Here is a 24152-nt window from a genome sequence, read left to right on the forward strand (position 1 = left end):
CTACCAGACGGGCGGGTGCTTCTCCGGCCAGCGCAGCACGTCCTCGAGCTGGGCCGCCAGCGCCAGCAGTGTGGGCTCGCCGCCGGGACGCCCGACGATCTGGACCCCCATCGGCAGGCCGTCGTCCGTCCAGTGCGTCGGCACGGTGATCGCGGGAAGCCCCGCCACGTTCAGCCACGACGTGAACGGCGTGTACTGGCACTGCTGCATGAAGTTGCGGTCCGGGTCCTCGGCGTCGAACCAGCCGATCGGCCGCGGCGTCATCGCCAGCGCCGGGGTGATGACGGCGTCGAGGTCGCCGAACCCGGCGATCAGTCGCCGCTCGAACTGCGTCAGCGTCGCCAGCGCCTCGGCCAGCTCCCGTGCCGGCACCTCTCGTCCGCGCCGGATCAGCCACGACGTCAGCGGTTCCAGCGAGTCGAGGACGGCGTCGTCGTCGATCGGCACCGCCGACGCCCCCGCCATCCACAGGGAACGGAACGCGTCCCCGAACTCCGGCGCCGGGTCCCACGAGTGGTCCTCGAGCTCGTGGCCCAGCCCCGACAGCGCCCGCGTCCCCGCCTCCAGGGCGGCGTGCGCCTCCGGCTCCACGGTCACGTCGTAGTGGAACTCCCAGGCGTTCCACGTGGTCACGCCCACGCGGAACCGGCTGCCGTGGCCCCCGACCAGCCCGCTGTGACCCCGGGCGGCGGCCGTGCGCGCCGCAGCCAGGTAGGCGCCCTCGTGCTGCACCGGGGTGCGCAGCGTGAACCGGTGGTCCACCTCGCCCGTCGGGGTACGGCGCAGCATGCCCTCCAGGAGCAGAGCGGCGTCCGCCGTCGTGCGCGCGATCGGACCGTTGACCACCAGACCGCCCAGGCCCTCGATCCCGGAACCCGCCGGGAGCAGACCCCGCGTGGGCTTGAGGCCGACCACCCCGCACGCCGCGGCCGGGATGCGGACCGAGCCTCCGCCGTCGGACCCGGGCGCGAACGGCAGCAGCCCCGCCGCCACCGCCACGGCCGCGCCACCGCTGGAGCCGCCCGCCCCCCGCGAGGTGTCCCACGGGTTGCGCGCCACCGGGCCGACCACCGGCTCGGTATAGGCCGGGAAACCGAGCTCCGGCGTCGCCGTCTTGCCCAGGCTGACGATGCCCGCGGCGTCCAGGTCGCGCACGACGTCGTCGGACTCCTCGGGCACGAACCCCGCCATCGCCCGCGACCCGAACCCGCTCGGCACGCCCGCCCGGTTCCACAGGTCCTTGTCCGCCGTCGGGACTCCCCACAGGATGCCCGACGGCGGACCCAGGGCCGCGGCGCGCTCCCGGGCGGAGTCCGGGGTGACGTGCGCGAACGCACCCAGCGCGTCGTTGCGCGCGGCGATGCGGGCCAGGAAATGGTCGGTCACCTCGCCCGGACTCAGCTCCCCGGCGCGCAGCCGGTCGCGGAGGGTCAGGGCGGTCTGCTCGTGCAGGGCGGCCATGACCCGACCCTACGCCCGTGCGCCCGAGGTCGACGGCCCCGGCCAGCGACGACGGTGCGACCGCACGAACTGCCGACGTCGACAGTTCGTGCCGAGGTCGGCAACTCGTCCTGCCGATCTCGACGCGCTGTGCCGACGTCGACAGTTCGCGCTGCGGTGAGGCTGCGCTGCGGTGAGCCCGCGGCCCGGCAGGCTCTCGGCGTGACGGCCACCGGGCCTCGTCAGAGCGGCGTGACCTCGCCGGAGAAGTGACGGACCCCCTTGCGGGAGCTCCACCCCACGTAGTCGAACCCGGCGGCGGTCCCCGTCAGGTCCGGGGCGGGGTTGCCGTCGTCGTCGGACCGCGGCGTGATCGCCACGTCGACGGTGCCCGGCAGCAGGACGGGCTTGGCGAAGTCCACCGTCCAGCGGTACGCGTCGGCGCGCCGGTGCCCGACGTCGGCCAGCGCCCGGGCGGCGGTGTACATGCCGTGGGCGATGGCCCGCGGGAACCCGAACGCCTTGGCGGACAGCGCCGACAGGTGGATCGGGTTGCGGTCGCCCGAGACGGCCCCGTAGGCGCGGCCGGTGCCGGGACCGAGGGCCCAGCGGCCGGTCGGCAGCGGCGGCGTCCACCCGTCCGAAGCCGACGCCACCGACGCCGCCGAGGTCGTACCGTGCGTCGCCGGGTCGTACCCGGCGGGTGCGACCTCGGGACGGGAGGTACGACCTCGCTGGCCGTCGGCCTCGGCGTCCGGCAGCTCGTACCCCTTGGCCAGGTAGGTCGACACGCCGCGCCACACCGGGGGCTCGGACGGGTCGGCCCCGTCGAATCGGATCTCGGCGACCAGGTCGACCTGGACGCCGCGCCGGTGGGCCGTGAGGTTCTCCGCCCAGGCGCGCACGTCCAGCACGTCACCGACGGTCACCGGCCCGCGCACCTCGACGACGTTGCGCAGGTGCACCATGCCGAGCAGCGGCAGGGGGAAGTCGCCCCGCACCATCACGGCCGTCGCCAGCGGGAACGCGAGCACGTGCAGGTAGCCGGCCGGCATCGTGCTGCCGACGGGTTCGTGCAGCAGCCGCTGGTAGTCGTGCAGGTGCCGCTCCAGCCCCGCGGTGCGCACCCCCGAGACGCGGTAGGCGACGTCCGGCAGGACCAGCGCGGCCTGTGCCTCGCCGTCGTCGTCCGACGCCGGTCGTCCGGTCCCGATGACCGGCAACGACGGCAGGGCCCGCCCGGCCGCGATCCGGCCCGACGCCGCGGCGCCGCGCGCGTAGAGGCCGCCCAGGCCGGGCAGCCCGGTCTGGGTCTCGACGCGCAGCGTCCGCCCGTCGGCGGTGCGGGGCGGGGCCGCCGTCACTGGCCCACCAGGTGCTGGCCGCACACCCGCAGGACCTGGCCGTTGACACCTGCGGCGGCCGGCGAGGCGAGGAACGCGATCGCCTCGGCCACGTCCACCGGCTGACCGCCCTGGGCCAGCGACGGGATGCGGCGCGCCACCTCGCGGGTCGCGAACGGGATGCGGGAGGTCATCTCGGTCTCGATGAAGCCGGGTGCCACCGCGTTCGCGGTGCCGCCGCGCGCGGCGAGCAGCCCTGCGGTGGCCCGGGTGTGCCCGATGACGCCGGCCTTGGAGAACGCGTAGTTGGTCTGGCCCTTGTTCCCCGCGATGCCGGAGGTGGAGGCCAGGGACACGATGCGCAGCCCCTCCAGCCCGGCCTCGAGGAGCGCGGCGTTGATCCGCAGCTGCGCGGCCAGGTTGACCGCGATCACCGCGTCCCACTGTCCCGGCTTCATGTTGGCGAGCAGCTTGTCCCGGGTGATGCCGGCGTTGTGCACGACGACGTCGAGGCGTCCGTGGCGCTCGCGGGCGTGGGCGAGGATGCGCTCGCCGGCGTCCTCGGCGGTGACGTCGAGCTGCAGGGCCGTGCCGCCGACGGCGTTGGCGGTCGCGGCGAGCGCCTCCCCGGCGGCGGGGACGTCCACGCAGACCACGGTGGCGCCGTCACGGTGCAGGGTGCGGGCGATGGCCGCGCCGATGCCGCGGGCCGCGCCGGTGACGACGGCGACCTGGCCGGTCAGCGGCCGGTCGGTGGCCGGCTCGGGCGCGTCCGCGGCGGGCACGCCGTCCGCGGTCGGCCCGACCCGCAGGAGCTGGCCGTCGACGTACGCGCTCTTCGCGCCGAGGAAGAACCGCAGGGTGCCGAGGACGGACGGGTCGTCGACGGCGACGTCGTCGGTCAGGACGACGCCGTTGCCGGTCGCGCCGCCGCGCAGCTCCTTGGCGACCGAGCGCAGGAACCCGTCGACCCCGTGGCGGGTGGCGGACAGGGCGGGGGAGTCGCCGTCGGCCGGGGCCCGGGAGACGGTGACGACGCGGCCGTTGCCGGCGAGGCGCCGCAGCACGGAGCCGGTGGCCAGCACGGCCTCGGAGGCGTCGGTCGGGGCGGTGGCCTCGGTGAGCACGAGGACGACGGCGCCCCACCGGACGTCGTCGGTGGGCTCGCGCCGCACGTCGAGGTCCCAGCCCAGCAGGGTCTGGGCGATGGCGTCGGCGTCGGCCTTGGACGCGCCGTCGGACACGACGAGCACGGGCCCCACCGTGAGGGAGTCACCGGCGCGGTAGCGGCGCAGGACGGCCGGTCGGGGCAGCCCGAGCTTCTTCGCGAGGGTCTGGGTGAACCCGGAGTTGACGGCCTTCGTGTAGCGGTCGGTCATGGGTGCTCCTCCCGGGATCAGACGGACTCGAGGACGGCGGTGGCGCCGAGGCCGCCGGCCGCGCAGACGGACACCAGGGCACGGGCGGGCCTGCCGGTCTCGGCGGCCTTCTCGGCCACCAGCTTCGCGGCGGTGGCGACGATCCGCCCGCCGGTGGCGGCGAACGGGTGCCCGGCGGCGAGCGAGGAGCCGTTGACGTTCACCTTGGCGCGGTCCACGGAGCCGAACGCGCCGGACAGGCCGAGCTCGTTCTTGCCGTAGTCGACGTCCTCCCACGCGGCGAGCGTGGTCAGGACGGTGGAGGCGAAGGCCTCGTGGATCTCGTAGAAGTCGAAGTCGTCCAGGGTCAGGCCGTTGCGGGCGAGCAGGCGCGGGACGGCGTGCACCGGGGCCATGAGCAGGCCCTCGTGGCCGTGCACGAAGTCGACGGCGGCGGTCTCGGCGTCGACGACGCGGGCCAGGACGGGCAGGTCGTGCGACTCGGCCCACTCGCGCGAACCGAGGAGCACGGTCGAGGCGCCGTCGGTGAGCGGCGTGGAGTTGCCGGCGGTCATGGTGGCCGGCGTCTCCAGGGAGCGGCCGAAGACGGGCTTGAGGCCGGCGAGCTTCTCGGCGGAGGTGTCGGGCCGCATGTTGTCGTCGCGGGTCAGGCCGCGGAACGGGGTGACGAGGTCGTCGAAGAACCCGGACTCCCAGGCGGCGGCGAGGTGCTGGTGGCTGGCGAGCGCGATCTCGTCCTGCGCCTCGCGGGTGATGCCCCAGCGGGCGGTGGTGATCGCCTGGTGCTCGCCCATGGACAGGCCGGTGCGCGGCTCGTCGGTGGCGGGGGTCAGCGGCTTGAGGTCGCCGGGGCGGATCTGCGCGAGCGCCTTGGCACGGGCCTGCCACGTCTTGGCGTGCTGGGCGTCCAGGAGGGCGCGGCGCAGCCCCTCGCCGACGGCGATGGGTGCGTCGGAGACGGTGTCGGTGCCGCCGGCGACGCCGGACTCGATCTGGCCGAGGCGGATCTTGTTGGCGACGCCGATCGTGGCCTCGAGGCCGGTGGCGCAGGCCTGCTGCAGATCGTAGGCGGGGGTGGCGGGGGACAGCGAGGAGCCGAGCACGGACTCGCGGACCAGGTTGAAGTCGCGCGAGTGCTTGAGCACGGCGCCGCCGACGACCTCGCCGAGGCGTTCGCCCTGCAGCCCGTAGCGGGCCACGAGGCCCTCGAGGGCGGCGGTGAACATCTCCTGGTTGGAGGCGTCGGCGTACTTCTTGCCGGCGCGGGAGAACGGGATGCGGTTGCCGCCGACGACGACGGCGTCGCGTGGGCCGTTGGTCGCTGCGGCTCGGGACTGGCGAGAGGCCACGGGGTGCTTCCTCACACTCGACGGGGACATGTAGTACTCACAGTACCTGATACTCTCAGTCTCGTGAGACGAGTCACAGGGGGTGACCGATGACGGTCGCAGCACACGGGACGGACCGGGCCGCGCGGGCCCGCCCCGACGGACGGTCGACCCGATGGGACGATCATCGCGCCCAGCGCCGCGCCGCGCTCGTGCGCGACGCCCGCCGGGCGATCCACGAGCTCGGTCCGGGCGCGTCCATGGACGAGATCGCCGGCGTCGCCGGGACCTCGAAGTCGATCTTCTACCGGTACTTCGACGACAAGGCCGGGCTGCGGCTCGCCGTCGCCGAGTCCGTGGTCAAGGGGATGCACCGCCGCCTGGCCGAGGCCGCGCACGAGGCGCCCACGCCGCACTCCGCGCTGCGCGCGATGGTGCGCACCTACCTGCAGACCATCGAGAGCTCGCCGCAGGTCTACTGGTTCGTCACCCGCACGGCGATCGGCGGGAACGAGCCCGACGACGGCACCGGCCGCGTCGAGGCGCTCGGCGCCTACCTCGACTCCGTGATCACCCTCGTCGCCGAGCCGTTCGCCCGTGCCGTCCACGTCCCGCCCACGACGGCGGCCGCCTGGGCCGCCGGGGCCGTCGGCTTCGTGCGCGGCGCCGGCGAGTGGTGGCTCGGCCACACCCGGGCCGAGGGCCTGACCCGCGACGACCTCACCGACCAGGTCACCACCTGGCTCTGGAACGGGCCGGTCGGCGTGCTGCACCACGAGGCGCCCGCCACCGGCACCGAGACCCCTGGCACCCCTGGTACCCCCGAGAAGCTGGAGTGAAGATGACGACGACGTCCCCCGCCGAGAACCTCGGCGCCGCCCAGACGACCACCGCCGACGACGCCGCGACCGCCCACGTCGACGTCGCCGCGCTGTCCGAGTACCTGCTGGGCCGGTGGCCCGAGCTGCGACGCAAGGCCCGCGAGCGCGCCGGCGACCCCCGCTTCCACAAGGACGAGTCGCTGACCCCGGCCGAGCACCGCGAGCGCACGCTGGAGCAGATGCGCGAGATGGTCGCGGCCGACGACAAGATCGCCTGGCTGGCCTTCCCGGAGCGGATGGGCGGCTTCGACGAGCCGGGCGCCAACCTCGCGTGCTTCAGCGAGCTGGTCGCGGCGGACCCGTCGCTGCAGATCAAGTCGGGCGTGCAGTGGGGACTGTTCGGTGCCGCGATCCTGCACCTGGGCACCCCCGAGCAGCAGGACCGCCTGCTGCCCGGCGCGATGGACCTGTCCGTGCCGGGTGCGTTCGCGATGACGGAGACGGGCCACGGTTCGGACGTGCAGTCGATCGGCACCACGGCCACCTACGACCCGGCCACCGAGGAGTTCGTCATCGACACCCCGTTCCGCGGGGCGTGGAAGGACTACCTGGGCAACGCGGCCGTGCACGCCACGGCCGCCACGGTGTTCGCCCAGCTGATCACGAACGGCGTCAACCACGGGGTGCACTGCTTCTACGTGCCGATCCGCGACGCGGAGACGATGGAGTTCCTGCCCGGCGTCGGGGGCGAGGACGACGGGCTCAAGGGCGGGCTGCGCGGCATCGACAACGGCCGCCTGCACTTCAGCGGCGTCCGCGTCCCGCGCACGGACCTGCTGGCCCGGTACGGGTCCGTGGCCGCCGACGGCACCTACTCCTCGCCGATCGAGAGCCCGGGCCGCCGGTTCTTCACGATGCTCGGCTCCCTGGTGCAGGGGCGCGTCTCCCTGGACGGCTCCGCGGTGAACTCCGCGAAGATCGGTCTGGCCATCGCGGTGAAGTACGGCGCGGAGCGCCGGCAGTTCGCCGGGGCGGGCGTCGACGAGATGGTGGTGCTGGACTACGCCACGCACCGCCGTCGGCTCTTCCCGCGCATCGCCGAGGCCTATGCGGGTCACTTCGCGAACGAGCGCCTGCTGGACCTGTTCGACGACGTCTTCTCCGGCGCCGGCGACACCCCCGAGCGGCGCGAGGACCTCGAGACGACGGCGGCGGCCCTGAAGTCGACGTCGACGGCGTTCGCGCTGGAGACGCTGCAGGAGTGCCGCGAGGCGTGCGGCGGCGCCGGGTTCCTCACGGAGAACCGCATCACCTCGCTGCGCGCCGACCTGGACGTCTACGCGACGTTCGAGGGCGACAACACCGTGCTGCGCCAGCTCGTCGCCAAGCGCCTCGTCGCGGACTACGGGCGCGAGGTCAAGGGCGCGACGAAGACGCCGGCCGGCATGGCACGGTTCGTCGTCGAGCGGGCCACGGACGCCGCGCTGCACCGCACCGGGCTGCGCCGCGTGTCGCAGGCGATCGCCGACGTCGGCGACCCGCGCCGTGCGGCCGGCCACCTGCGGGACGCCGAGACCCAGCGCGAGCTGCTCGCCGACCGGGTGGCCACGATGGTCGAGGACGTCGCGATGGCGCTGCGCCCCGCGCAGAAGGCCGCACCGGACGAGGCGGCGCGCATCCTGGACGAGAACCAGGTCGCGCTCGTCGAGGCGGCCGCGGCGCACGCGGACCTGCTGCGCTGGGAGGCGTTCACCGACGCGCTCGCGGGCATCGAGGACACGGGGACCCGGCTGGTCATGACGTGGCTGCGGGACGTGTACGGCCTGACCGTCATCGAGCGCAACCTCACCTGGTACCTGCTGCACGGCCGGCTGTCCGACCAGCGCGCGCGCACCGTGACGGGTTACGTCGACCGGCTGCTGCGCCGGCTGCGCCCGCACGTGCTCGACCTGGTCGACGCCTGGGGGTACGGGCCCGAGCACCTGCGCGCCAAGATCGCCTCCGGCGCGGAGGCCGAGCGGCAGGAGGAGGCGCGCGCCTACTACGCGGCGCTGCGGGCGAGCGGGAAGGCGCCGATCAGCGAGAAGGCGCTGCGCACCTCGCGGGCCTGAGGCGGGTCAGGCGGCCACGGGCGCGACCGCGGGTTCGTCGGCGATGCCGGCGCCGCGCTCGTCCGTGGCCGCGGCGACCTCCTCCTCCGGGGCGGAGGTCAGCTCACGCACGGGCAGCCCCAGCGTGACGGTCGAGGGCCTGGGCCGGGTGCGGGGAGGGGGTGTCGCGGTCGCCACCCACCCGGCGCCGACCAGGCCGGCGACGGCGCACACCGCCGCCACGATCGGCCATCCCAGGGCGAGCGTCGTGCCGAGCAGCACGCCGTCGCCCAGGGCTACTGCAGTCCCGGTCAGAATGACCCGTCGCATCTTGGAAGTCCTCCACGGTCCGCCTCATCCGTGCACTGTCCAGCACACGACAGGTCGGGCCGGTCCGCATCCGCAGGAGGCCTCGATCGGGTCACAACTCGATACCGACCGGCCGACGACCTCAGGTGGACCTCAACTGCTGCGGGCCGGCGGCGGGGCGCGCAGCGCCCCGCTCCGTCGTCGGCGGGAGCGTCGTCAGCGGGAGTGCTGCGGCACGTGCTCGAGGCTGTGGCCCAGCAGCAGCGGCGACGGTTCGGGGCGGCGGCGGGTGCGGCGGTGCACCTCGCCGGACAGGCGCAGGGCGAGCTCGAGACGGACCGGGACGGCGGACTCGGCGCTGAGCCGACCGCCGAGCACCGGGTGCGGCATGAAGGTCAGCACCTCGTCGTGGGCCGGGACCACGCCGCGCTGCGCGGCCTCCACCACGAGGTCCTCCAGGAGGAGGTCCTGGCGGCCCTCCGGCGAGTCGAGCTCGGCCGACAGCTCGACGGCGGTCGGCCAGCGCAGCTCGAGGGTGCCCTCGACCGTGTCGAGGAACCACCAGCCCTCCAGCGACTCCAGCACCACGTCGCCGAACACCGTGGCGAACCGTGCGGTCTTCCCGTCCAGCCCCAGCCACGTCCACGCGTCCAGCCCGTAGGAGAAGGAGCGGGGGTCGAAAGGCCGTAGGTGTTCCACGGGCGCATCAAAGCACGGTCGGCGGGTATCTGAAACCCCCGGTCGCAGTGAACAACCTGTGACCGGGTTCACGGGCGCGAGTCACACGGGACAAGAGTTGTTCAAGTCCCGGGCTGCTGCGGGGTGGGCCGCGCCGGCGGGAACCTCTCGACCCTCGTCCTCGTTCTGCCGGGCACACCCACGAGCCCCCGGAGGACCGATGCGTCACGAGACAGGCGGACCCGACGTCCGCGCCGCCGTCGTCGGCGGGGTCGCGACGGCCGCCTGGTACGCGGTGCCCGACGTCGTGCGCCCCCGCTGGGCGCGCGCCCTGGCCAAGACGGCCGTGTTGGCCGGCGGGCTGACCGCGGCGCTCGCCGTCACGCGGGACGGCCGGGCCGCGCGCGCCGCCGTCGACGAGCTGCGCGACGCCGTCGACGGCGCCGTCACGGACGCCGCCGACCCGCTGGCGCAAGCCGGGCTGGAGGGCGCCGACCCGGGCACGCCGGACGACGAGGCCGTCGACAACCCGGCGCCCACGACCCTGACCGAGCCGCCCGGGCCCGGTTCGGGGTGGGCCGGCGCGGCCGTCGTCACCGGCGGGCTCACGCTCGTGGCCGGAGCCGCCGTCGCCGGGGAGATCCTGGTGCACCGGCTGGCCGAGCGGCTCGGTGCGCGCGGCTGGCCCGCCCCGCACACCACCGTCGGCATCGTGCTGGGCGCGGCCGCCGCCGGGCTGTCGCTCGTCGAGCCGCGTCCAGCGCAGCCCGACGGCGCGCCGCCGGCCCGGTGATCGTCACCCCCGCGGACCCGCGGCGGTGACGGACCGGACCGGCTCGATCACGCGGCGTCGGCCGCGGCGCCGTCCGGGTCGGGCGCCGGCGAGACGGGCAGCGGACCCTCGCCGCCACGCAGCCGCCGGGCCACGAGCTCGGCGCTGATCAGGCACATCGGCAGGCCGACGCCGGGCACCGTCGAACCCCCGGCGTGCAGCAGCCCCGTCACCCGGCGCGAGACGTTGCCGTCGCGCAGGAACGCGCTCTGGGCCAGGGTGTGCGCCGGGCCCAGCAGGCTGCCCGAGAACGCCGACAGGTCCGCGGCGAAGTCCCCGGGACCCACCGTGCGGCGCACGGCGACGCGCTCGCGCAGGTCGTCGACGCCCGCCCAGTCGGCCACGCGGTCGATCGCCGCGTCGGCGACCTGCTCGACCATCGGGTCACCCGTGCCGTCGACACCGCCGCGGCCGATCGTCGGGTCCGCCGGCACCGGCACGAGCAGGAACAGGTTCTCGTCACCGTCCGGCGCCACCGTGGGATCCGTGCGCGACGGCGTGCACACGTACAGCGACGCGGGGTCCGGGATCCGCCCCGCGGCGATGTCGCCGAAGTTGCGGTCCCAGTCGGCGGTGAAGAACAGCGAGTGGTGCGCCAGCTCGGGGACCCGGCCGCGTACCCCCAGCATCGCCAGGACGCCCCCGGGGCCGGCGTCGAGCCGGTCCCAGCGTCCGGGGGAGTGGCTGCGCAGGCGGGGCGGCAGCAGGGCCGTCTCCGCGTGGTGCAGGTCCGTGGCCGTCACCACGACGTCGGCCGCGGCGTGGTGCGCGGTCCCGTGCACGTCGGACCAGCGCACCCCCGTGACGCGCGCCCGCGGCCGCCGCGGGCCGGGGACCAGCTCACGACGGCGCCCCGACCGGGCCACGGGCGGCGCCCCGGTGCCGGTGGTGCTGACCGCCGTCACCGTGGCACCGGTCCGCACGGTCACCCCCGCCGCCGTCGCCAGCGCGGCGACCCGCTCGATCAGGTGCGCGAAGCCGCCCTGCGGGTAGCGCACGCCACCGTCCAGGTCGAGCGAGCTCATCAGGTGGTACAGCGCGGGGGTGCGGTCCGGGGAGGACCCCAGGAAGACCGCCGGGTAGCCCAGGACCTGGCGCAGCCGCACGTCGTCGAACCGCGAGGCCGTGTGCCCGGCCAGCGAGCGGGACAGCAGCGGCGTCAGCCGGTGGGCCCGGCGGAGCACGTCCGCGTGGGTGAACGGCCGCAACGAGTCGAACGACGTGTACAGGAACCGCCGCAGCGCGACGTCGTAGGTGTCGTGGGCCTGGTCCAGGTAGCGCTCCAGCGCCGCACCGGCACCCGGCTCCACCGCCTCGAAGGCCGCCACGTTCGCCGCGCGGTCCCGTGACACGTCGAACGGCCCGGGGTGCCCCTCGAAGAACACCCGGTAGGCCGGGTCCGGCGCGACCAGGTCCAGCTCCGCCTGCGTCGAGGAACCCATGAGCGCGAAGAAGTGGTCGAAGACCTCCGGCATCAGGTACCACGACGGGCCCGTGTCGAACCGGAACCCGTCGCGCTCCCACGACCCGGCCCGGCCGCCGACGCGGTCGTGCCGCTCCAGCAGCTCCACCTCGTGCCCGTCCCGGGCCAGGAGGCCGGCGGTCGCCAGCCCGGCGATCCCGCCGCCGACGACGACGACCCTCACGAGCGCACCCGCCCGGCGGCCTCGCGGGCGGCGGCCGCCAGCACGATGCGGGCCTTGACGGCGTCCGGCACCCGCACCCGGCGGGTGCGCAGCGTCGCGGCCGGGGTGCGGTGCAGGCGCCGGGACAGCTCGGCGAACAGCCCGTGCGCGGTGCGCACGGCCAGGCGGCTGTTCCGGGGCAGGTCGCTGACGGCGGTCGCGGCGGCGTCCAGGTCGGCGTCGACGTCGGCCAGGAGCGCGTCCCGGTCGGCGTCGGTGAAGGAGGCGACGTCGAGGCCGGGGAAGTAGGTACGGCCGCGGCCGTCGACGTCGTCGGCCAGGTCCCGCAGGAAGTTGACCTTCTGGAACGCGGCCCCCAGCCTCCGCGCCCCCGGGGCCAGCCGCTCGTAGGCGGCGTCGTCGCCGTCGACGAACACCCGCAGGCACATCAGGCCGACCACCTCGGCGGACCCGTACACGTACTCCTCGAAGCTGTCGGCGTCGTGCTCGGTGACGGTCAGGTCGGCCCGCATCGAGGCGAAGAAGGGCGCGGTGAGCTCCGCGCCGATCCCGAACCTGCGGGCCGTGCGGGCGAACGCGTGCACCACGAGGTTGGTGCTGCGCCCGACGCGCACCGCCTCGGCGGTCTCGGCCTCCATGCCGTCCAGCAGGGCGCCGCGCTGCTCGGTGGTCAGCTCGACGTCGATGTCGTCGACGATCTCGTCCGCGACGCGCACCAGGGCGTAGACGGCGCGCACGTGGTCGCGGACCTCGGGACCGAGGAGCCGGCAGGCCCACCCGAAGGACGTGGAGTACTCCTCGACCACGGTGGCCGCGCTGCGCGTCGCCGCGACGTCGTAGGTCGTGGCGGGCTCGTCGCGGCGTGCGGGCGCGGCCTGCTGCCGGTGGTCGGTGGTCGCGTCGTCACGGTCGTGCACGAGGGTCATGCTGCCTGCACCGCCGTCCCGGCGCTCGTCGTCGGGGCGGCGTGCCCCAGGACGGCGGCGACGGCGGCGTCGAGGCCGATGCCGGTCGCCGTCCGCAGCGCGGCCTGCTCGAACCGTCCCGCCAGGTCCTCGGCGGTGCTGCGGGCACCGCACTCCTCGAGGAGGGTGCGCGCGAGGTCGAGGTCGGCGTCGGTCGCGTCGGCGCGGCCGACGAGCGGTGCGAGCCGTGGCCAGACGTCGGTGCCGCGCGCCAGGGCGACGAGCACCGTGCAGCGTCCCTCGCGCAGGTCGGTGCTGGCCGGCTTGCCGGTGCTGGCCGGGTCCCCGAAGGTCCCCAGCACGTCGTCGCGGACCTGGAAGGCCACGCCGAGATGCCGGCCGATCGTGACGAGACGGTCGTCGAGGTCGCCCCGGCCGGCGAGCGCGGCACCGAGGCGCATCGGGAGCTGGAACGAGTACGCGGCGGTCTTGCGCTCGGCGGTGAGCAGCACGTCCTCGAGCCCGGCACCGCGGTGGGCGTCCGCCCACACGTCGCGCAGCTCGCCGTCGGCGGTGACGTGCAGGGCCTCGTCCATGAGGTCCAGCAGGCGTGCCGTGAGCACGGGGTCGGCGCCGCACAGCGCGACGTCCCGCACCGCACCCGCGAGCGCGAGGTCCCCGGCGAGCAGGCCGGCCGCGGCGCCGACGTCGTGCGCGGCGTCCTCGGCGGCGCCGGTGCTGCGCGCCCGTGCCGCGTAGACGCCGGCGACGTTGGCCCGGCCGCGGCGGTACTCGTCGTCGTCGATGACGTCGTCGTGCGCGAGGAAGGCGACGTGGAGGAGCTCGACGGCGTCGGCCACGCGGTCCACGACGTCGCGCGGGGCGGGGGAGCAGGGCCCGGCGAGCGCGTCGTAGGTGGCGGTGAGCAGCCTCGGGCGCACCCGCTTGCCGCCCTCGGTGGTGGTGCGCAGGGCCTGCCAGAGCGACAGGTCCGGTGGGGGGTGCGGTCCGTCCACGAGCTCCTCCTCGATCGATGTCACTAGCCTAGCAAGTGACTAGTTCGTCTAACTAGGTATCATCGAAAGCGTGACCGAGCACCCCGAGACCGACGGGGACCCGTACTTCTACGGGCCCGGCGACGACGCACCCCGCAGCCTGCTGGAGGCGCTGCGCGTCTTCCGGCGCTCCGACGAGGTCATGCGCCGCCGTGCCGTGCGGGACATGGACATGAACCTCACCGACCTGCGGGCGCTGCGCCACGTCATCGCCGCCGAGCGCCACGACCGCCCCGTCACGCCGCGGGGGCTGGCCGCCGACCTCGAGATCTCCACCGCCTCCACCACCAAGCTGCTCGACCGCCTCAGCGCCTCCGGACGCCTCGAACGCCGACCGCACCCCCGTGACCGGCGCTCCGTCGTCGTCGTGGCCACCCCCGCCGCCCACGCCGAGGTCCGCGACCGGCTCGGCGGGGCGCACGCCCGCATGATCGAGGTCGCGCGCGCCGTGCCCGAGCACTGCCGGCCCGCCGTGCGGGACTTCCTGCTCGGCATGGCGGCGTCGGTCGAGGAGTCCGACGACGACGTCGCGGGCAGCGTCGTCGGCGATGTCGGGACCGTGCGCCCGGCGTCGGTAGACTGACCCCGCACCGGCCCCCCGCGCGGGTCGCGTGCGAACCAGGCCCGGACCGACGCCGGATGCCGTCCGCGGGCGGTGATCACCCGGTCCGGCGACCCGTGCGACCCGAGGGAACTTCATGACCGCCGCTGCCGAGGCTGCCGCCCCCCGTCCGACGCTCGACACCGTCGAGAACGCCGCCGCGACGCCCGACGAGACCCTGCCGTTCGGGGAGCTCGGCCTCAAGCCCGACGAGTACCAGCGCATCCGCGACATCCTCGGGCGGCGCCCCACCGCCGCCGAGCTCGCCATGTACTCGGTCATGTGGTCCGAGCACTGCTCCTACAAGTCGTCCAAGCCGCACCTGCGCAAGTTCGGCGAGCGCGTCACCCCCGAGATGACGCGGCACCTGCTGGTCGGCATCGGCGAGAACGCCGGCGTCGTCGACATCGGCGACGGCTGGGCCGTGACCTTCAAGGTCGAGTCGCACAACCACCCGTCGTTCGTCGAGCCGTACCAGGGTGCCGCCACCGGCGTCGGCGGCATCGTCCGCGACATCATCTCCATGGGCGCGCGCCCCGTCGCCGTCATGGACCAGCTCCGCTTCGGGGCCGTGGACCACCCCGACACCGCACGCGTCGTGCACGGCGTGGTGTCCGGCGTCGGCGGCTACGGCAACTCCCTCGGCCTGCCGAACATCGGTGGCGAGCTCGTCTTCGACGCCTCCTACCAGGGCAACCCGCTGGTCAACGCCCTGTGCCTCGGCGTGCTGCGGCACGAGGACATCCACCTCGCCAACGCCTCCGGCGCCGGCAACAAGGTGATCCTCTTCGGTGCCCGCACCGGCGGCGACGGCATCGGCGGCGCCTCCATCCTCGCCTCCGAGACCTTCGAGGACGGCGTGCCCGCCAAGCGCCCGTCGGTGCAGGTCGGCGACCCGTTCATGGAGAAGGTGCTCATCGAGTGCTGCCTCGACCTGTACGCCGCGCGCGTCGTCGAGGGCATCCAGGACCTCGGTGCCGCCGGCATCTCCTGCGCCACCAGCGAGCTCGCCTCCAACGGCGACGGCGGCATGCACGTCGACCTCGACGACGTCCTGCTGCGCGACCCCTCGCTCAACGCCGGCGAGATCCTCATGTCGGAGTCGCAGGAGCGGATGATGGCCGTGGTGCGGCCCGAGAAGCTCGACGAGTTCCTCGCCATCACCGGCCGCTGGGACGTCGAGACCTCCGTCATCGGCGAGGTCAACGGCTCCGGGCGCCTCACCATCGACCACCACGGCCAGCGCATCGTCGACGTCGACCCGAAGACCGTCGCCCACGAGGGCCCCGTCTACGACCGCCCCTACGCCCGCCCCGGCTGGCAGGACGAGCTGCAGGCGGCGTCCGTCGTCGGGCTCGGGCTGGAGCGTCCGGCGTCGGCCCCTGGTCTGCGCGCGGCCGCGCTGCAGCTCCTCGGCTCGCCGAACCTCGCCTCCCCGGCCTGGGTGACCGACCAGTACGACCGGTACGTGCAGGGCAACACCGCGCTCGCCCAGCCCGACGACGGCGGCGTGGTGCGCGTCGACGAGTCCACCGGCCTGGGCGTCGCCCTGGCCACGGACGCCAACGGTCGCTACGGCAAGCTCGACCCGCGCACCGGCGCTCAGCTGGCGCTGGCCGAGGCGTACCGCAACGTCGCCACCACGGGCGCGACGCCCCTGGCGGTCACCGACTGCCTCAACTTCGGCTCCCCGGAGCACCCCGACTCGATGTGGCAGCTCGTCGAGGCGATCGAGGGCCTGGCCGACGCCTGCCAGGAGCTCGCGGTGCCCGTCACGGGCGGCAACGTCTCCCTGTACAACGGCACCGGCGAGCCGGGCCAGATCGACTCCGCCATCCACCCGACGCCGGTGGTGGGTGTGCTCGGCGTGCTGGAGGACGTGCGCACCGCGCTGGCCTCGGGCTGGCGGGAGGCGGGCGCGTCGGTGCTGCTGCTCGGCACGACGGCCGACGAGCTCGACGGCTCGGCGTGGGCCGACGTCGTCCACCAGCACCTGGGCGGGCTGCCGCCGCGCGTCGACCTCGAGGCCGAGCGTGCGCTCGCGTCCGTCCTGGTCGGGGCCCGGCGGTCGGGTGCCGCGACGGCGGCCCACGACCTGTCCGAGGGTGGGCTCGTGCAGGCGCTCCTCGAGTCGTCGCTGCGGCACGACGTCGGTGTGTCGGTGTCCCTGGACGAGCTGACGACCCGCGACGGGGTGGACCCGTTCGTGGCCCTGTTCAGCGAGTCGACGGCCCGGGCGCTCGTCGCGGTGCCGGCCGAGCGGGAGGACGAGCTGCTGGCCGCTGCCGCCGAGGCCGGTGTGCCCGCGCTGCGGCTGGGGACGACCGGCGGCCGCGCCGTCTCGGTGTCCTTCGGCGAGGACACGTTCGAGATCGGCCTCGACGAGGCCCGCGAGGTGCACGAGGGCACGCTGCCGCGGCTCTTCGGCTGACGGCCTACAGCTGACAGCTGACAGCTGACAGCTGACGGCCGCGGGCCGGAGTCCGTTGCTCGGAGTCCGGCCCGCGGCACCACATTGCCGACGTCGGCAGTCCGTGCCCGGATCGGCAGTGTGTCCTGCCGACCTGGCGACGAACTGCCGACGTCGGCAGGTCGGAAGGGGTCAGACCTCGGTGTTCTCCGAGGCGATCATCCAGGCCTGCTTCTCGAGGTCGTGGATGATCTCGTGCAGGAGGTCCGCGGTGGTCGGGTCCTCGGCGTCGACGTCGTCGTGGACCGCACGGGCGACCTCGACGGTCTGGGTCAGGCGCTCGACGATCGCGTCGACGGTGTCGCCGACGGAGACGAGCCCGGCCGGGTACGGCGAGAGCTCGGTGGTCGTGGCGACCGTCTCGGACCGGCCGTCGGGGACGACCTGCAGGGCGCGGAGCCGCTCGGCGACGGTGTCGCTGTGCTCGCGGGCGACGTCGACGACCTCGTCCAGCTGGAGGTGGATGTCGCGGAATCCGCGGCCGGTGACGTTCCAGTGGGCCTGCTTGCCCTGCACGTGCAGGTCGACGAGGGCGACGAGGACGCGCTGGAGGCTCGTGGTGAGCTTCTCCGACGCCTGGACGCGGTCGGTGGTGCGATCGATCGACGGAGTGGTCATGGTGTGCTCCTCGCTCTCTCGGGGATCGCCCGGTGGCGGTCACCCCGGGATTCTCCGGTGGTGTCTTCCTGGAACGATTCCAGTTTAGGTCGCTCGGCGCGACCTCGCCAGCAAGGACAGGCACGCCTGAGTGCCGCTGCCGGGGTCGCCGAGACGTGACCTGGGTCACTAGAATGGTGGGCAGGAGGGTGCTCACGATGACGTGGCTCGCGGCGTTCCTGCTGGCCGGCACCGTGCTGCTGGGCGTGGTGGCCGGCACGTCGTGGTGCCGTTCACCGTCGCACCGTGCCGCCGTCGCCCGGCGTCGGCGGCGACGGGCGGGCCCCGACCCGCTCGTGACGCTGGCGATCCAGATCCGGCTCGGCGAGCTCTCCCGCGAGCTCCGCACCGTCGCGGAGGACCCCGAGGTCTACGCCCGAGCCCACCACTGGCGGGCCGCCCAGGACGCGTACGACGCCATGCTGCGTGAGGCCTGTCGCGTCGCCGGGCTGTCCGTCGTCGACCAGCCGCTCCGTCCCGACGAGCACGTCGCCGCGGACGAACGGCTCCGCGAGGAGCTCGAGCTGAGCTCCCGGGGCTGGAACTGGTGACCCCGCACCGCACGCGACCGCGAGGTAGGCAACAACGTCGCGAGGTAGGCAAACGTCCCGCGAGGTAGGCCACGGATCCGTGGCCTACCTCGCGGGACGTTTGCCTACCTCGCCGAGGGTTTGCCCACCTCGCGGGAGGGCGGGGAGGGTCAGAGCGCGTCGATCGCCGCGTTCAGCGTCGCCGACGGGCGCATCACCTTGGCGGCCTTGTCGCCGTCCGGCCAGTAGTAGCCGCCGACGTCGGCCGGGTTGCCCTGCACGGCGAGCATCTCGTCGACGATCGTGGCCTCGTCGGCCGCCAGCTTCGCGGCCAGCGGCCTGAAGATCTCGGCCAGCGCGGCGTCCTCGGTCTGCTGCGCGAGCTCCTGGGCCCAGTACAGCGCCAGGTAGAAGTGCGAGCCGCGGTTGTCGATGCCGCCGATGCGCCGGGTCGGGCCCTTGTCCTCGTTGAGGAAGGTCTCGGTGGCGCGGTCGAGGGTGTCGGCCAGCACGCGGGCGCGGGCGTTGTCCTCCACCTTGGCCAGGTGCTCGAACGAGGCGGCGAGCGCGAAGAACTCGCCCAGGGAGTCCCAGCGCAGGTAGTTCTCGGCGAGCAGCTGCTGGACGTGCTTCGGCGCGGAGCCGCCGGCACCGGTCTCGAACAGGCCACCACCGTTCATCAGCGGCACGATCGAGAGCATCTTGGCGGACGTGCCGACCTCCAGGATGGGGAACAGGTCCGTGTTGTAGTCGCGCAGCACGTTGCCGGTCACCGAGATGGTGTCCAGGCCCTCGCGGATGCGGTCGAGCGAGTACTGCGTCGCCTCGGCGGGGTTCATGACCAGGATCTCGAGCCCCTCGGTGTCGTGCTCCGGGAGGTACTCCTCGACCTTGGCGATGAGGTTCTTGTCGTGCGCGCGGGTCTCGTCCAGCCAGAACACGGCGGGCGCACCGGACTCGCGGGCGCGGCGCACGGCCAGGCCGACCCAGTCGCGGATCGGGGCGTCCTTGGTCTGGCAGGCGCGCCAGATGTCGCCGGCCTCGACGTCGTGCGACATGAGGACCTCGCCGGAGCCGCTGACGACCTCGACGGTGCCGGCGGCCGGGATCTCGAACGTCTTGTCGTGCGAGCCGTACTCCTCGGCCTTGCGGGCCATGAGGCCGACGTTCGGCACCGAGCCCATGGTGGCGGGGTCGAGGGCGCCCTTGGCCTTGCAGTCCTCGATCACGGCCTGGTAGACGCCGGCGTAGGACGAGTCGGGGATGACGGCGAGCGTGTCGTGCTCGGCGCCGTCCGGGCCCCACATGTGCCCGCCGATGCGGATCATGGCGGGCATCGAGGCGTCGATGATGACGTCGGAGGGCACGTGCAGGTTGGTGATGCCGCGGTCGGAGTCCACCATCGCCAGCGCCGGGCCGTCGGCCAGGCCCTTCTCGACGGCGGCCTTGATCTCGGCGCCGTGCTCGAGCCCGTCGAGTCCGGCGAGGATGCCGCCGAGCCCGTCGCGCGTGGAGAGGCCGGCGGCCTTGAGCTCGGCGCCGTACCGCTCGAACACCTCGGGCAGGAACGCCTCGACGATGTGCCCGAAGATGATCGGGTCGGAGACCTTCATCATCGTGGCCTTGAGGTGGGCGGAGAACAGCACACCGGTGTCCTTGGCGCGCTGGATCTGCTCGGCGAGGAACGTGTGCAGCGCGGCGACGGACAGGAAGGTGGCGTCGACGACCTCGCCGGCCTCGACGGCGAGCCCGTCCTTGAGCACGGTGGTGCCGTCGGCGGTGCGCAGGCGGATGGTGAGGCTGTCGGCGGCGGGGATGACGACGGACTGCTCGTTGGAGCGGAAGTCCGCCGCGCCCATGGTGGCGACCTCGGTCTTCGAGTCCGCGCTCCACTCGCCCATGCGGTGCGGGTGCGCCTTGGCGTAGTTCTTGACGGCCGAGGGTGCGCGGCGGTCGGAGTTGCCCTCGCGCAGCACCGGGTTGACGGCCGAGCCCTTGACCTTGTCGTACGCGGCGCGGGCGGTGCGCTCGGCGTCGGTGGTCGGCTCCTCCGGGTAGTCCGGGATGGCGTAGCCGGCGGCCTGCAGCTCGGCGATGGCCGCCTTGAGCTGGGGCACGGAGGCCGAGATGTTCGGCAGCTTGATGATGTTGGCCTCGGGGGTGGTGGCCATCTGACCGAGCTCGGCGAGGGCGTCCTCGACGCGCTCGTCGCCGAGCGTCTCGGGGAACTGGGCGAGGATGCGCCCGGCCAGCGAGATGTCCCGGGTCTCAACCTCGACGCCCGCCTGCTTCGCGTACGCCTGGACGATCGGGAGGAACGAGTACGTCGCGAGCAGCGGTGCCTCGTCGGTGTACGTGTAGACGATCTTGCCGGCCGCAGGCCGGGACTCGGTGGTCATGCGGGAGTGCTCCTGGGGACGTGAGGGATCGCGCGATTGCTTGATATCAAGATACTTTGCCGCGCGCGGCCGTGTCGAAACAGCGTCTCGCGTCCGCCGTCGTCGTGCATCCGCCGGGTGCGCGGCGGTGTCGCGGGACGACGGCGGAGGTCCCGTCCTCGCCGCGCGCCGCGGTCCGGGCGCAACTACGGTCGTGGCGTGCCCACCCGACAGCTCCGCATCGCACCCGCCGCACCGGAGGACGTCGCGGACGCGCTCGCGGCGCTGCGGGCGGAGGTCGGGATCCCGGCGATGTATCGGGCGGAGGCGCGGGACGAGGCGGTCGAGGCCGCTCGCGGCGACCTGAAGGACTTCCGGCAGGACCGGCGGGACCTGGACCTGGTCACCATCGACCCGCCGGGGTCGATGGATCTCGACCAGGCGGTCCATGTCGCCACGTCGGGTCACGGGTACGTGGTGCGCTACGCGATCGCGGACCTGGCGGCGTTCGTCTCGCCGGGCGGTGCGCTGGACGCGGAGGTGCACCGGCGGGGCGTGACCTTCTACGGCCCGGACACGCGGACCCCGCTGCACCCGCCGGTGCTGGGGGAGGGCGCGGCCAGCCTGCTGCCGGGGGAGGACCGCCCCGCGGTGCTGTGGACGATGGCACTGGACTCCTCGGGTGAGCTGACGAGCGCGTCGGTGACCCGCGCCGTCGTGCGGTCCCGCGCGCGGCTGACGTACGGGGAGGCGCAGACGGCCCTGGACTCGGGGACGGCGCCGGAACCGCTGGTGCTGCTCGCGGACGTGGGGCGGCTGCGGGAGGCCAGGGAGCGCGACCGCGGCGGTGTGTCCCTCGCGGTGCCGGAGCAGGAGGTGCTGCAGCGCCCCGACGGCACGTTCGGCCTGGAGCTGCGGCGGACGGTGCCGATCGAGGGGTGGAACGCCCAGATCTCGCAGCTGACGGGGATCGCCGCGGCCCGGCTGATGCGGGAGGCGGGCGTGGGTCTGCTGCGGACGTTGCCGCCGGCGGCCGACGACGACGTGGCCCGGCTGCGGCGAACGGCCGCGGCGCTGGGGATCGACTGGCCGGAGGACGCCGGGTACACCGACGTGCTCGCGGGGGTCGAGTCGCGCCGGGCGGCGCACGCGGCGTTCCTGACGGAGGCGACGACGCTCTTCCGTGGGGCGGGGTACCTCGCCTTCGGGGTGCCGGGGCCCGACGGCGGGGCGAAGGTCGCGCTGCCGGACGACGCCTCGCACGCCGCCCTGGGTGTGGAGTACGCCCACGTCACGGCCCCGTTGCGGCGACTCGCGGACCGGTACGCCACGGAGGTCTGCCTCGCGCAGTCGGCCGGCCGGGCCGTGCCGGGGTGGGTCCTGGCGGCGCTGCCGGGGCTGCCGGGCACGATGGCGACCGCCGCGCGGCGGGCTGCGGCGTTCGAGCGGGCCTGCGTGGACATCGTGGAGGCGGCGCTGCTCGCGCCTCGGGTGGGCCGGCGGTTCGAGGGCGTCGTGGTGTCCGCTGACGGCGAGCCGGGCGCGGACGTCGTGCGGCGGGGCGAGGTCATGCTGCGCGAGCCGGCGGTGCGGGCCCGGGTGCAGGGGACGGAGCTCCCGCTGGGTGAGCGCACCAAGGTGACGCTCGCCGAGGCGTCCGTCGCCGAGCGGCGCGTGCTCTTCACGCTGCCCTGACGCCGCCGTTCGACCGGTACCTGACCTGTTGGGATCGCTCTCAGAACACGGTTTGGTAACACTCCTTCTTTACATCGATGCACAAGGTGGCGCTCGTCACGCCTCTATTTGTTAACTTGCCTACCTACCGAGCGGTACCCCCTGGACGCGCAGCAGCGTCACCGACCGGCGCACAGCCGCGCCGACGAAAGGAAGGACCACGATGTACGGACGGACGAGGCGCCAGCGCTGGCTCACCGCCACCGCACTCGCCGCGAGCGTGACCCTCCTCGCCGCCGCCTGCGGCGGCGGGGCGGACGACCCGGAGACCACCGACACCAGCGAGTCGCAGTCGACCGAGGGCGGCGAGGGCGTCGCCACCGACCGCGAGCTCGTGATCTGGGCCGGTTCCCAGACCCCCATCACGGCGAACTTCAACCCCTACGCCGTGGGCGTGCTCCACCTGGCCAACGGCGGCATCTACGAGACGCTGTTCGCCTACAACAAGGCCGCCGACACCGAGCCGATCTCGATGCTCGGCACCGGGTTCGAGTGGAACGAGGACGGCACAGAGCTGACCGTCACGATCCGCGAGGGCGTGACCTGGAACGACGGCGAGCCGTTCACCACCGACGACGTCGTGTACTCGTTCACCAACGACGCCGCGCAGCCCGCCTACCTCGCCGGCGCCGAGGCCGTCGACGACACGACCGTGGTGCTGTCCTTCGACACCCCGCAGTACACCAACGAGTTCGCGCTGCTCGGCTCCACCTACATGGTTCCCGAGCACGTCTTCAGCGCGAACGAGGACGCCGAGGACGCCGAGGCCGAGCTCACCGGCATCGTGGCCTGGCCCAACGCGGAGGCCCCGGTCGGGACCGGCCCGTACCTGGTGGACTCCACCTCCGACGCCGCCTACACGGCGGTCGCGAACCCGGAGTACTGGGGCGGCGAGCCGCAGGTCTCGAACCTGCGCTACATCGGCATCGACTCGAACCAGTCCGCGGAGGACCTGCTGGCCACCGGCCAGATCGACTGGGCGACCATGTTCGTGCCCGAGCCCGACCGCCTGGTCGACGCCGGCCTCGGCTACCTCAACACCCAGGTCGACCCGACGGTGCTGTACACCTGCGCCGACGCCGACATGGGCTGCTCCGGCGAGCAGACCGACGTCGCCGTGCGCCAGGCCCTGAGCGTGGCCATCGACCGCGGCGCCATCAACGAGAAGGCGTTCGTGGGCCTGGCCAAGGAGATCTCCCCGACGTTCGCCCTGCTCGGCCGTGACGACAAGTGGATCGCCGACGGCATGCCCGCCGCGATCGAGCAGTCCGCCGACGCCGCGCAGGCCGGCGAGATCCTCGAGGCCGCCGGCTACGAGAAGGACGCCGACGGGTTCTACGGCAAGGACGGCGAGACCGTCGAGCTCACGCTGACCTCCGTGGACGGCTGGACCGACTACAACAACGCCGCCAAGCTGATCGAGGAGCAGGCCGCCGAGGCAGGCATCAAGGTCGTCGCCTCGACCGTCTCCTGGAACGAGTTCGCCGACTCCCGCACCTCCGGCGAGTTCGAGCTCATCATGGGCGGCGTCGTCGGCACCTCCACCGCCGACCCGTACCAGATCTACCGCGACTGGTTCACCAGCGGGTACACCACCGAGGTGGGCACCCCGCTGGAGCCCGGGTTCTGGAACTTCTCCCGGTACTCGAACGAGGAGGTCGACGCCGCGGTGGCCGAGGCCTCCGCGACGAACGACGACGCGGTCAAGGCCGACGCCTACGCGACCGTCCAGGAGCACATCGTCAACGACGTGCCGTACATCCCGCTCCTGGTCAACGCCTCGCAGACGTTCTACAACCAGAACGACTACACCGGCTGGCCCACGGAGGAGGACCTCTACCTCTTCCCGCCGGCCTGGCAGGGGCCGTCCTCCGGCGTGATCCTCGGCAACCTCGCCGGGACCGAGTGATCGCCTGATGTCCCAGTCGAGGAGGAGCCGGACGCCGTTCACGAAGG

Annotated in this window: 19 protein-coding genes; 8 read left to right on the top strand and 11 right to left on the bottom strand. The window is 73.9% G+C overall.

The window, feature by feature from the left end; all coding sequences use genetic code 11:
• The 4 genes from HDG68_RS08690 to HDG68_RS08705 all read right to left on the bottom strand — a co-directional run bounded on the left by HDG68_RS08690 (position 1) and on the right by HDG68_RS08705 (position 5541).
• Complete coding sequence (locus tag HDG68_RS08690; RefSeq protein ID WP_172151140.1) at positions 1–1461, bottom strand: amidase; 1461 nt, start codon at positions 1459–1461, stop codon at positions 1–3.
• A gap of 221 nt (positions 1462–1682) precedes the next feature.
• The gene (locus HDG68_RS08695) at positions 1683–2804 is read right to left on the bottom strand and encodes a MaoC/PaaZ C-terminal domain-containing protein (RefSeq protein WP_343037496.1); all 1122 of its coding nucleotides are present in this window, start codon (positions 2802–2804) and stop codon (positions 1683–1685) included.
• Complete coding sequence (locus HDG68_RS08700; protein ID WP_172151142.1) at positions 2801–4162, bottom strand: 3-oxoacyl-ACP reductase; 1362 nt, start codon at positions 4160–4162, stop codon at positions 2801–2803. The genes HDG68_RS08695 and HDG68_RS08700 overlap by 4 nt, the downstream gene beginning before the upstream one ends.
• Positions 4163–4179: 17 nt before the next feature.
• Positions 4180–5541 (bottom strand): acetyl-CoA C-acetyltransferase, encoded by a 1362-nt coding sequence (locus HDG68_RS08705; protein WP_172151144.1) that lies wholly within the window; start codon positions 5539–5541, stop codon positions 4180–4182.
• A 59-nt stretch (positions 5542–5600) separates the two neighbouring features.
• On the opposite strand from HDG68_RS08705, the gene HDG68_RS08710 reads away from it, so the two are divergent.
• Positions 5601–6329, top strand: a complete 729-nt coding sequence (locus HDG68_RS08710) for a TetR/AcrR family transcriptional regulator (RefSeq protein ID WP_172151146.1) — start codon at positions 5601–5603, stop codon at positions 6327–6329.
• Positions 6330–6331: 2 nt separating this feature from the next.
• Positions 6332–8422, top strand: coding sequence for an acyl-CoA dehydrogenase family protein (locus tag HDG68_RS08715; RefSeq protein WP_172151148.1), 2091 nt, complete (start codon positions 6332–6334; stop codon positions 8420–8422).
• Positions 8423–8428: 6 nt separating this feature from the next.
• Here the strand turns inward: HDG68_RS08715 and HDG68_RS08720 are convergent, their stop codons facing one another.
• Together HDG68_RS08720 and HDG68_RS08725 are read right to left on the bottom strand one after the other, a co-directional pair.
• A complete protein-coding gene (locus tag HDG68_RS08720) occupies positions 8429–8731 on the bottom strand; it encodes a hypothetical protein (protein ID WP_172151150.1) in 303 nt (100 codons plus the stop codon).
• A gap of 195 nt (positions 8732–8926) precedes the next feature.
• Positions 8927–9409 carry a T6SS immunity protein Tdi1 domain-containing protein gene (locus HDG68_RS08725; protein ID WP_172151152.1) on the bottom strand — a complete coding sequence of 161 codons (483 nt, stop codon included), beginning with the start codon at positions 9407–9409 and terminating at the stop codon, positions 8927–8929.
• A 199-nt stretch (positions 9410–9608) separates the two neighbouring features.
• Here HDG68_RS08725 and HDG68_RS08730 point away from each other — a divergent pair, with 199 nt between their 5' ends.
• Entirely contained in the window at positions 9609–10181 is a 573-nt protein-coding gene (locus HDG68_RS08730) for a hypothetical protein (protein ID WP_172151154.1), read from the top strand.
• A 47-nt stretch (positions 10182–10228) separates the two neighbouring features.
• On the opposite strand, the gene crtI is transcribed toward HDG68_RS08730, so the two are convergent.
• From crtI to HDG68_RS08745, 3 genes are read right to left on the bottom strand one after another with little or no spacing between them, the layout of a single operon-like run.
• The gene (gene crtI / locus HDG68_RS08735; protein WP_172151156.1) at positions 10229–11866 is read right to left on the bottom strand and encodes a phytoene desaturase family protein; all 1638 of its coding nucleotides are present in this window, start codon (positions 11864–11866) and stop codon (positions 10229–10231) included.
• The gene (locus tag HDG68_RS17065) at positions 11863–12792 is read right to left on the bottom strand and encodes a phytoene/squalene synthase family protein (protein WP_172151158.1); all 930 of its coding nucleotides are present in this window, start codon (positions 12790–12792) and stop codon (positions 11863–11865) included. The genes crtI and HDG68_RS17065 overlap by 4 nt, the downstream gene beginning before the upstream one ends.
• Positions 12789–13787 carry a polyprenyl synthetase family protein gene (locus tag HDG68_RS08745; RefSeq protein WP_172151160.1) on the bottom strand — a complete coding sequence of 333 codons (999 nt, stop codon included), beginning with the start codon at positions 13785–13787 and terminating at the stop codon, positions 12789–12791. Before HDG68_RS08745 ends, HDG68_RS17065 begins: the two co-directional genes overlap by 4 nt.
• 70 nt (positions 13788–13857) lie before the next feature.
• Here HDG68_RS08745 and HDG68_RS08750 point away from each other — a divergent pair, with 70 nt between their 5' ends.
• Positions 13858–14409, top strand: a complete 552-nt coding sequence (locus tag HDG68_RS08750; protein ID WP_343037498.1) for a MarR family winged helix-turn-helix transcriptional regulator — start codon at positions 13858–13860, stop codon at positions 14407–14409.
• A gap of 115 nt (positions 14410–14524) precedes the next feature.
• Positions 14525–16858 carry a phosphoribosylformylglycinamidine synthase subunit PurL gene (gene purL, locus HDG68_RS08755; RefSeq protein ID WP_172151162.1) on the top strand — a complete coding sequence of 778 codons (2334 nt, stop codon included), beginning with the start codon at positions 14525–14527 and terminating at the stop codon, positions 16856–16858.
• Between the two features lie 171 nt (positions 16859–17029).
• Here purL and HDG68_RS08760 read toward each other — a convergent pair whose 3' ends face one another.
• On the bottom strand, positions 17030–17515 hold the full coding sequence (locus HDG68_RS08760) for a Dps family protein (protein WP_172151164.1): 486 nt from the start codon (positions 17513–17515) through the stop codon (positions 17030–17032).
• 197 nt (positions 17516–17712) lie between these two features.
• Here HDG68_RS08760 and HDG68_RS08765 point away from each other — a divergent pair, with 197 nt between their 5' ends.
• Positions 17713–18105, top strand: coding sequence for a hypothetical protein (locus tag HDG68_RS08765; RefSeq protein ID WP_172151166.1), 393 nt, complete (start codon positions 17713–17715; stop codon positions 18103–18105).
• Between the two features lie 149 nt (positions 18106–18254).
• Here HDG68_RS08765 and HDG68_RS08770 read toward each other — a convergent pair whose 3' ends face one another.
• Positions 18255–20483, bottom strand: coding sequence for an NADP-dependent isocitrate dehydrogenase (locus HDG68_RS08770; protein WP_172151168.1), 2229 nt, complete (start codon positions 20481–20483; stop codon positions 18255–18257).
• 198 nt (positions 20484–20681) lie between these two features.
• On the opposite strand from HDG68_RS08770, the gene HDG68_RS08775 reads away from it, so the two are divergent.
• Positions 20682–22157: an RNB domain-containing ribonuclease gene (locus tag HDG68_RS08775; protein ID WP_172151170.1), complete on the top strand. Its 1476-nt coding sequence runs from the start codon at positions 20682–20684 to the stop codon at positions 22155–22157.
• Positions 22158–22359: 202 nt separating this feature from the next.
• Positions 22360–24105, top strand: a complete 1746-nt coding sequence (locus HDG68_RS08780; RefSeq protein WP_172151172.1) for an ABC transporter substrate-binding protein — start codon at positions 22360–22362, stop codon at positions 24103–24105.
• Positions 24106–24152: the final 47 nt, after the last annotated feature.

Source organism: Isoptericola chiayiensis, assembly GCF_013149805.1.
GTDB classification, from domain to species: Bacteria; Actinomycetota; Actinomycetes; order Actinomycetales; family Cellulomonadaceae; genus Isoptericola; species Isoptericola chiayiensis.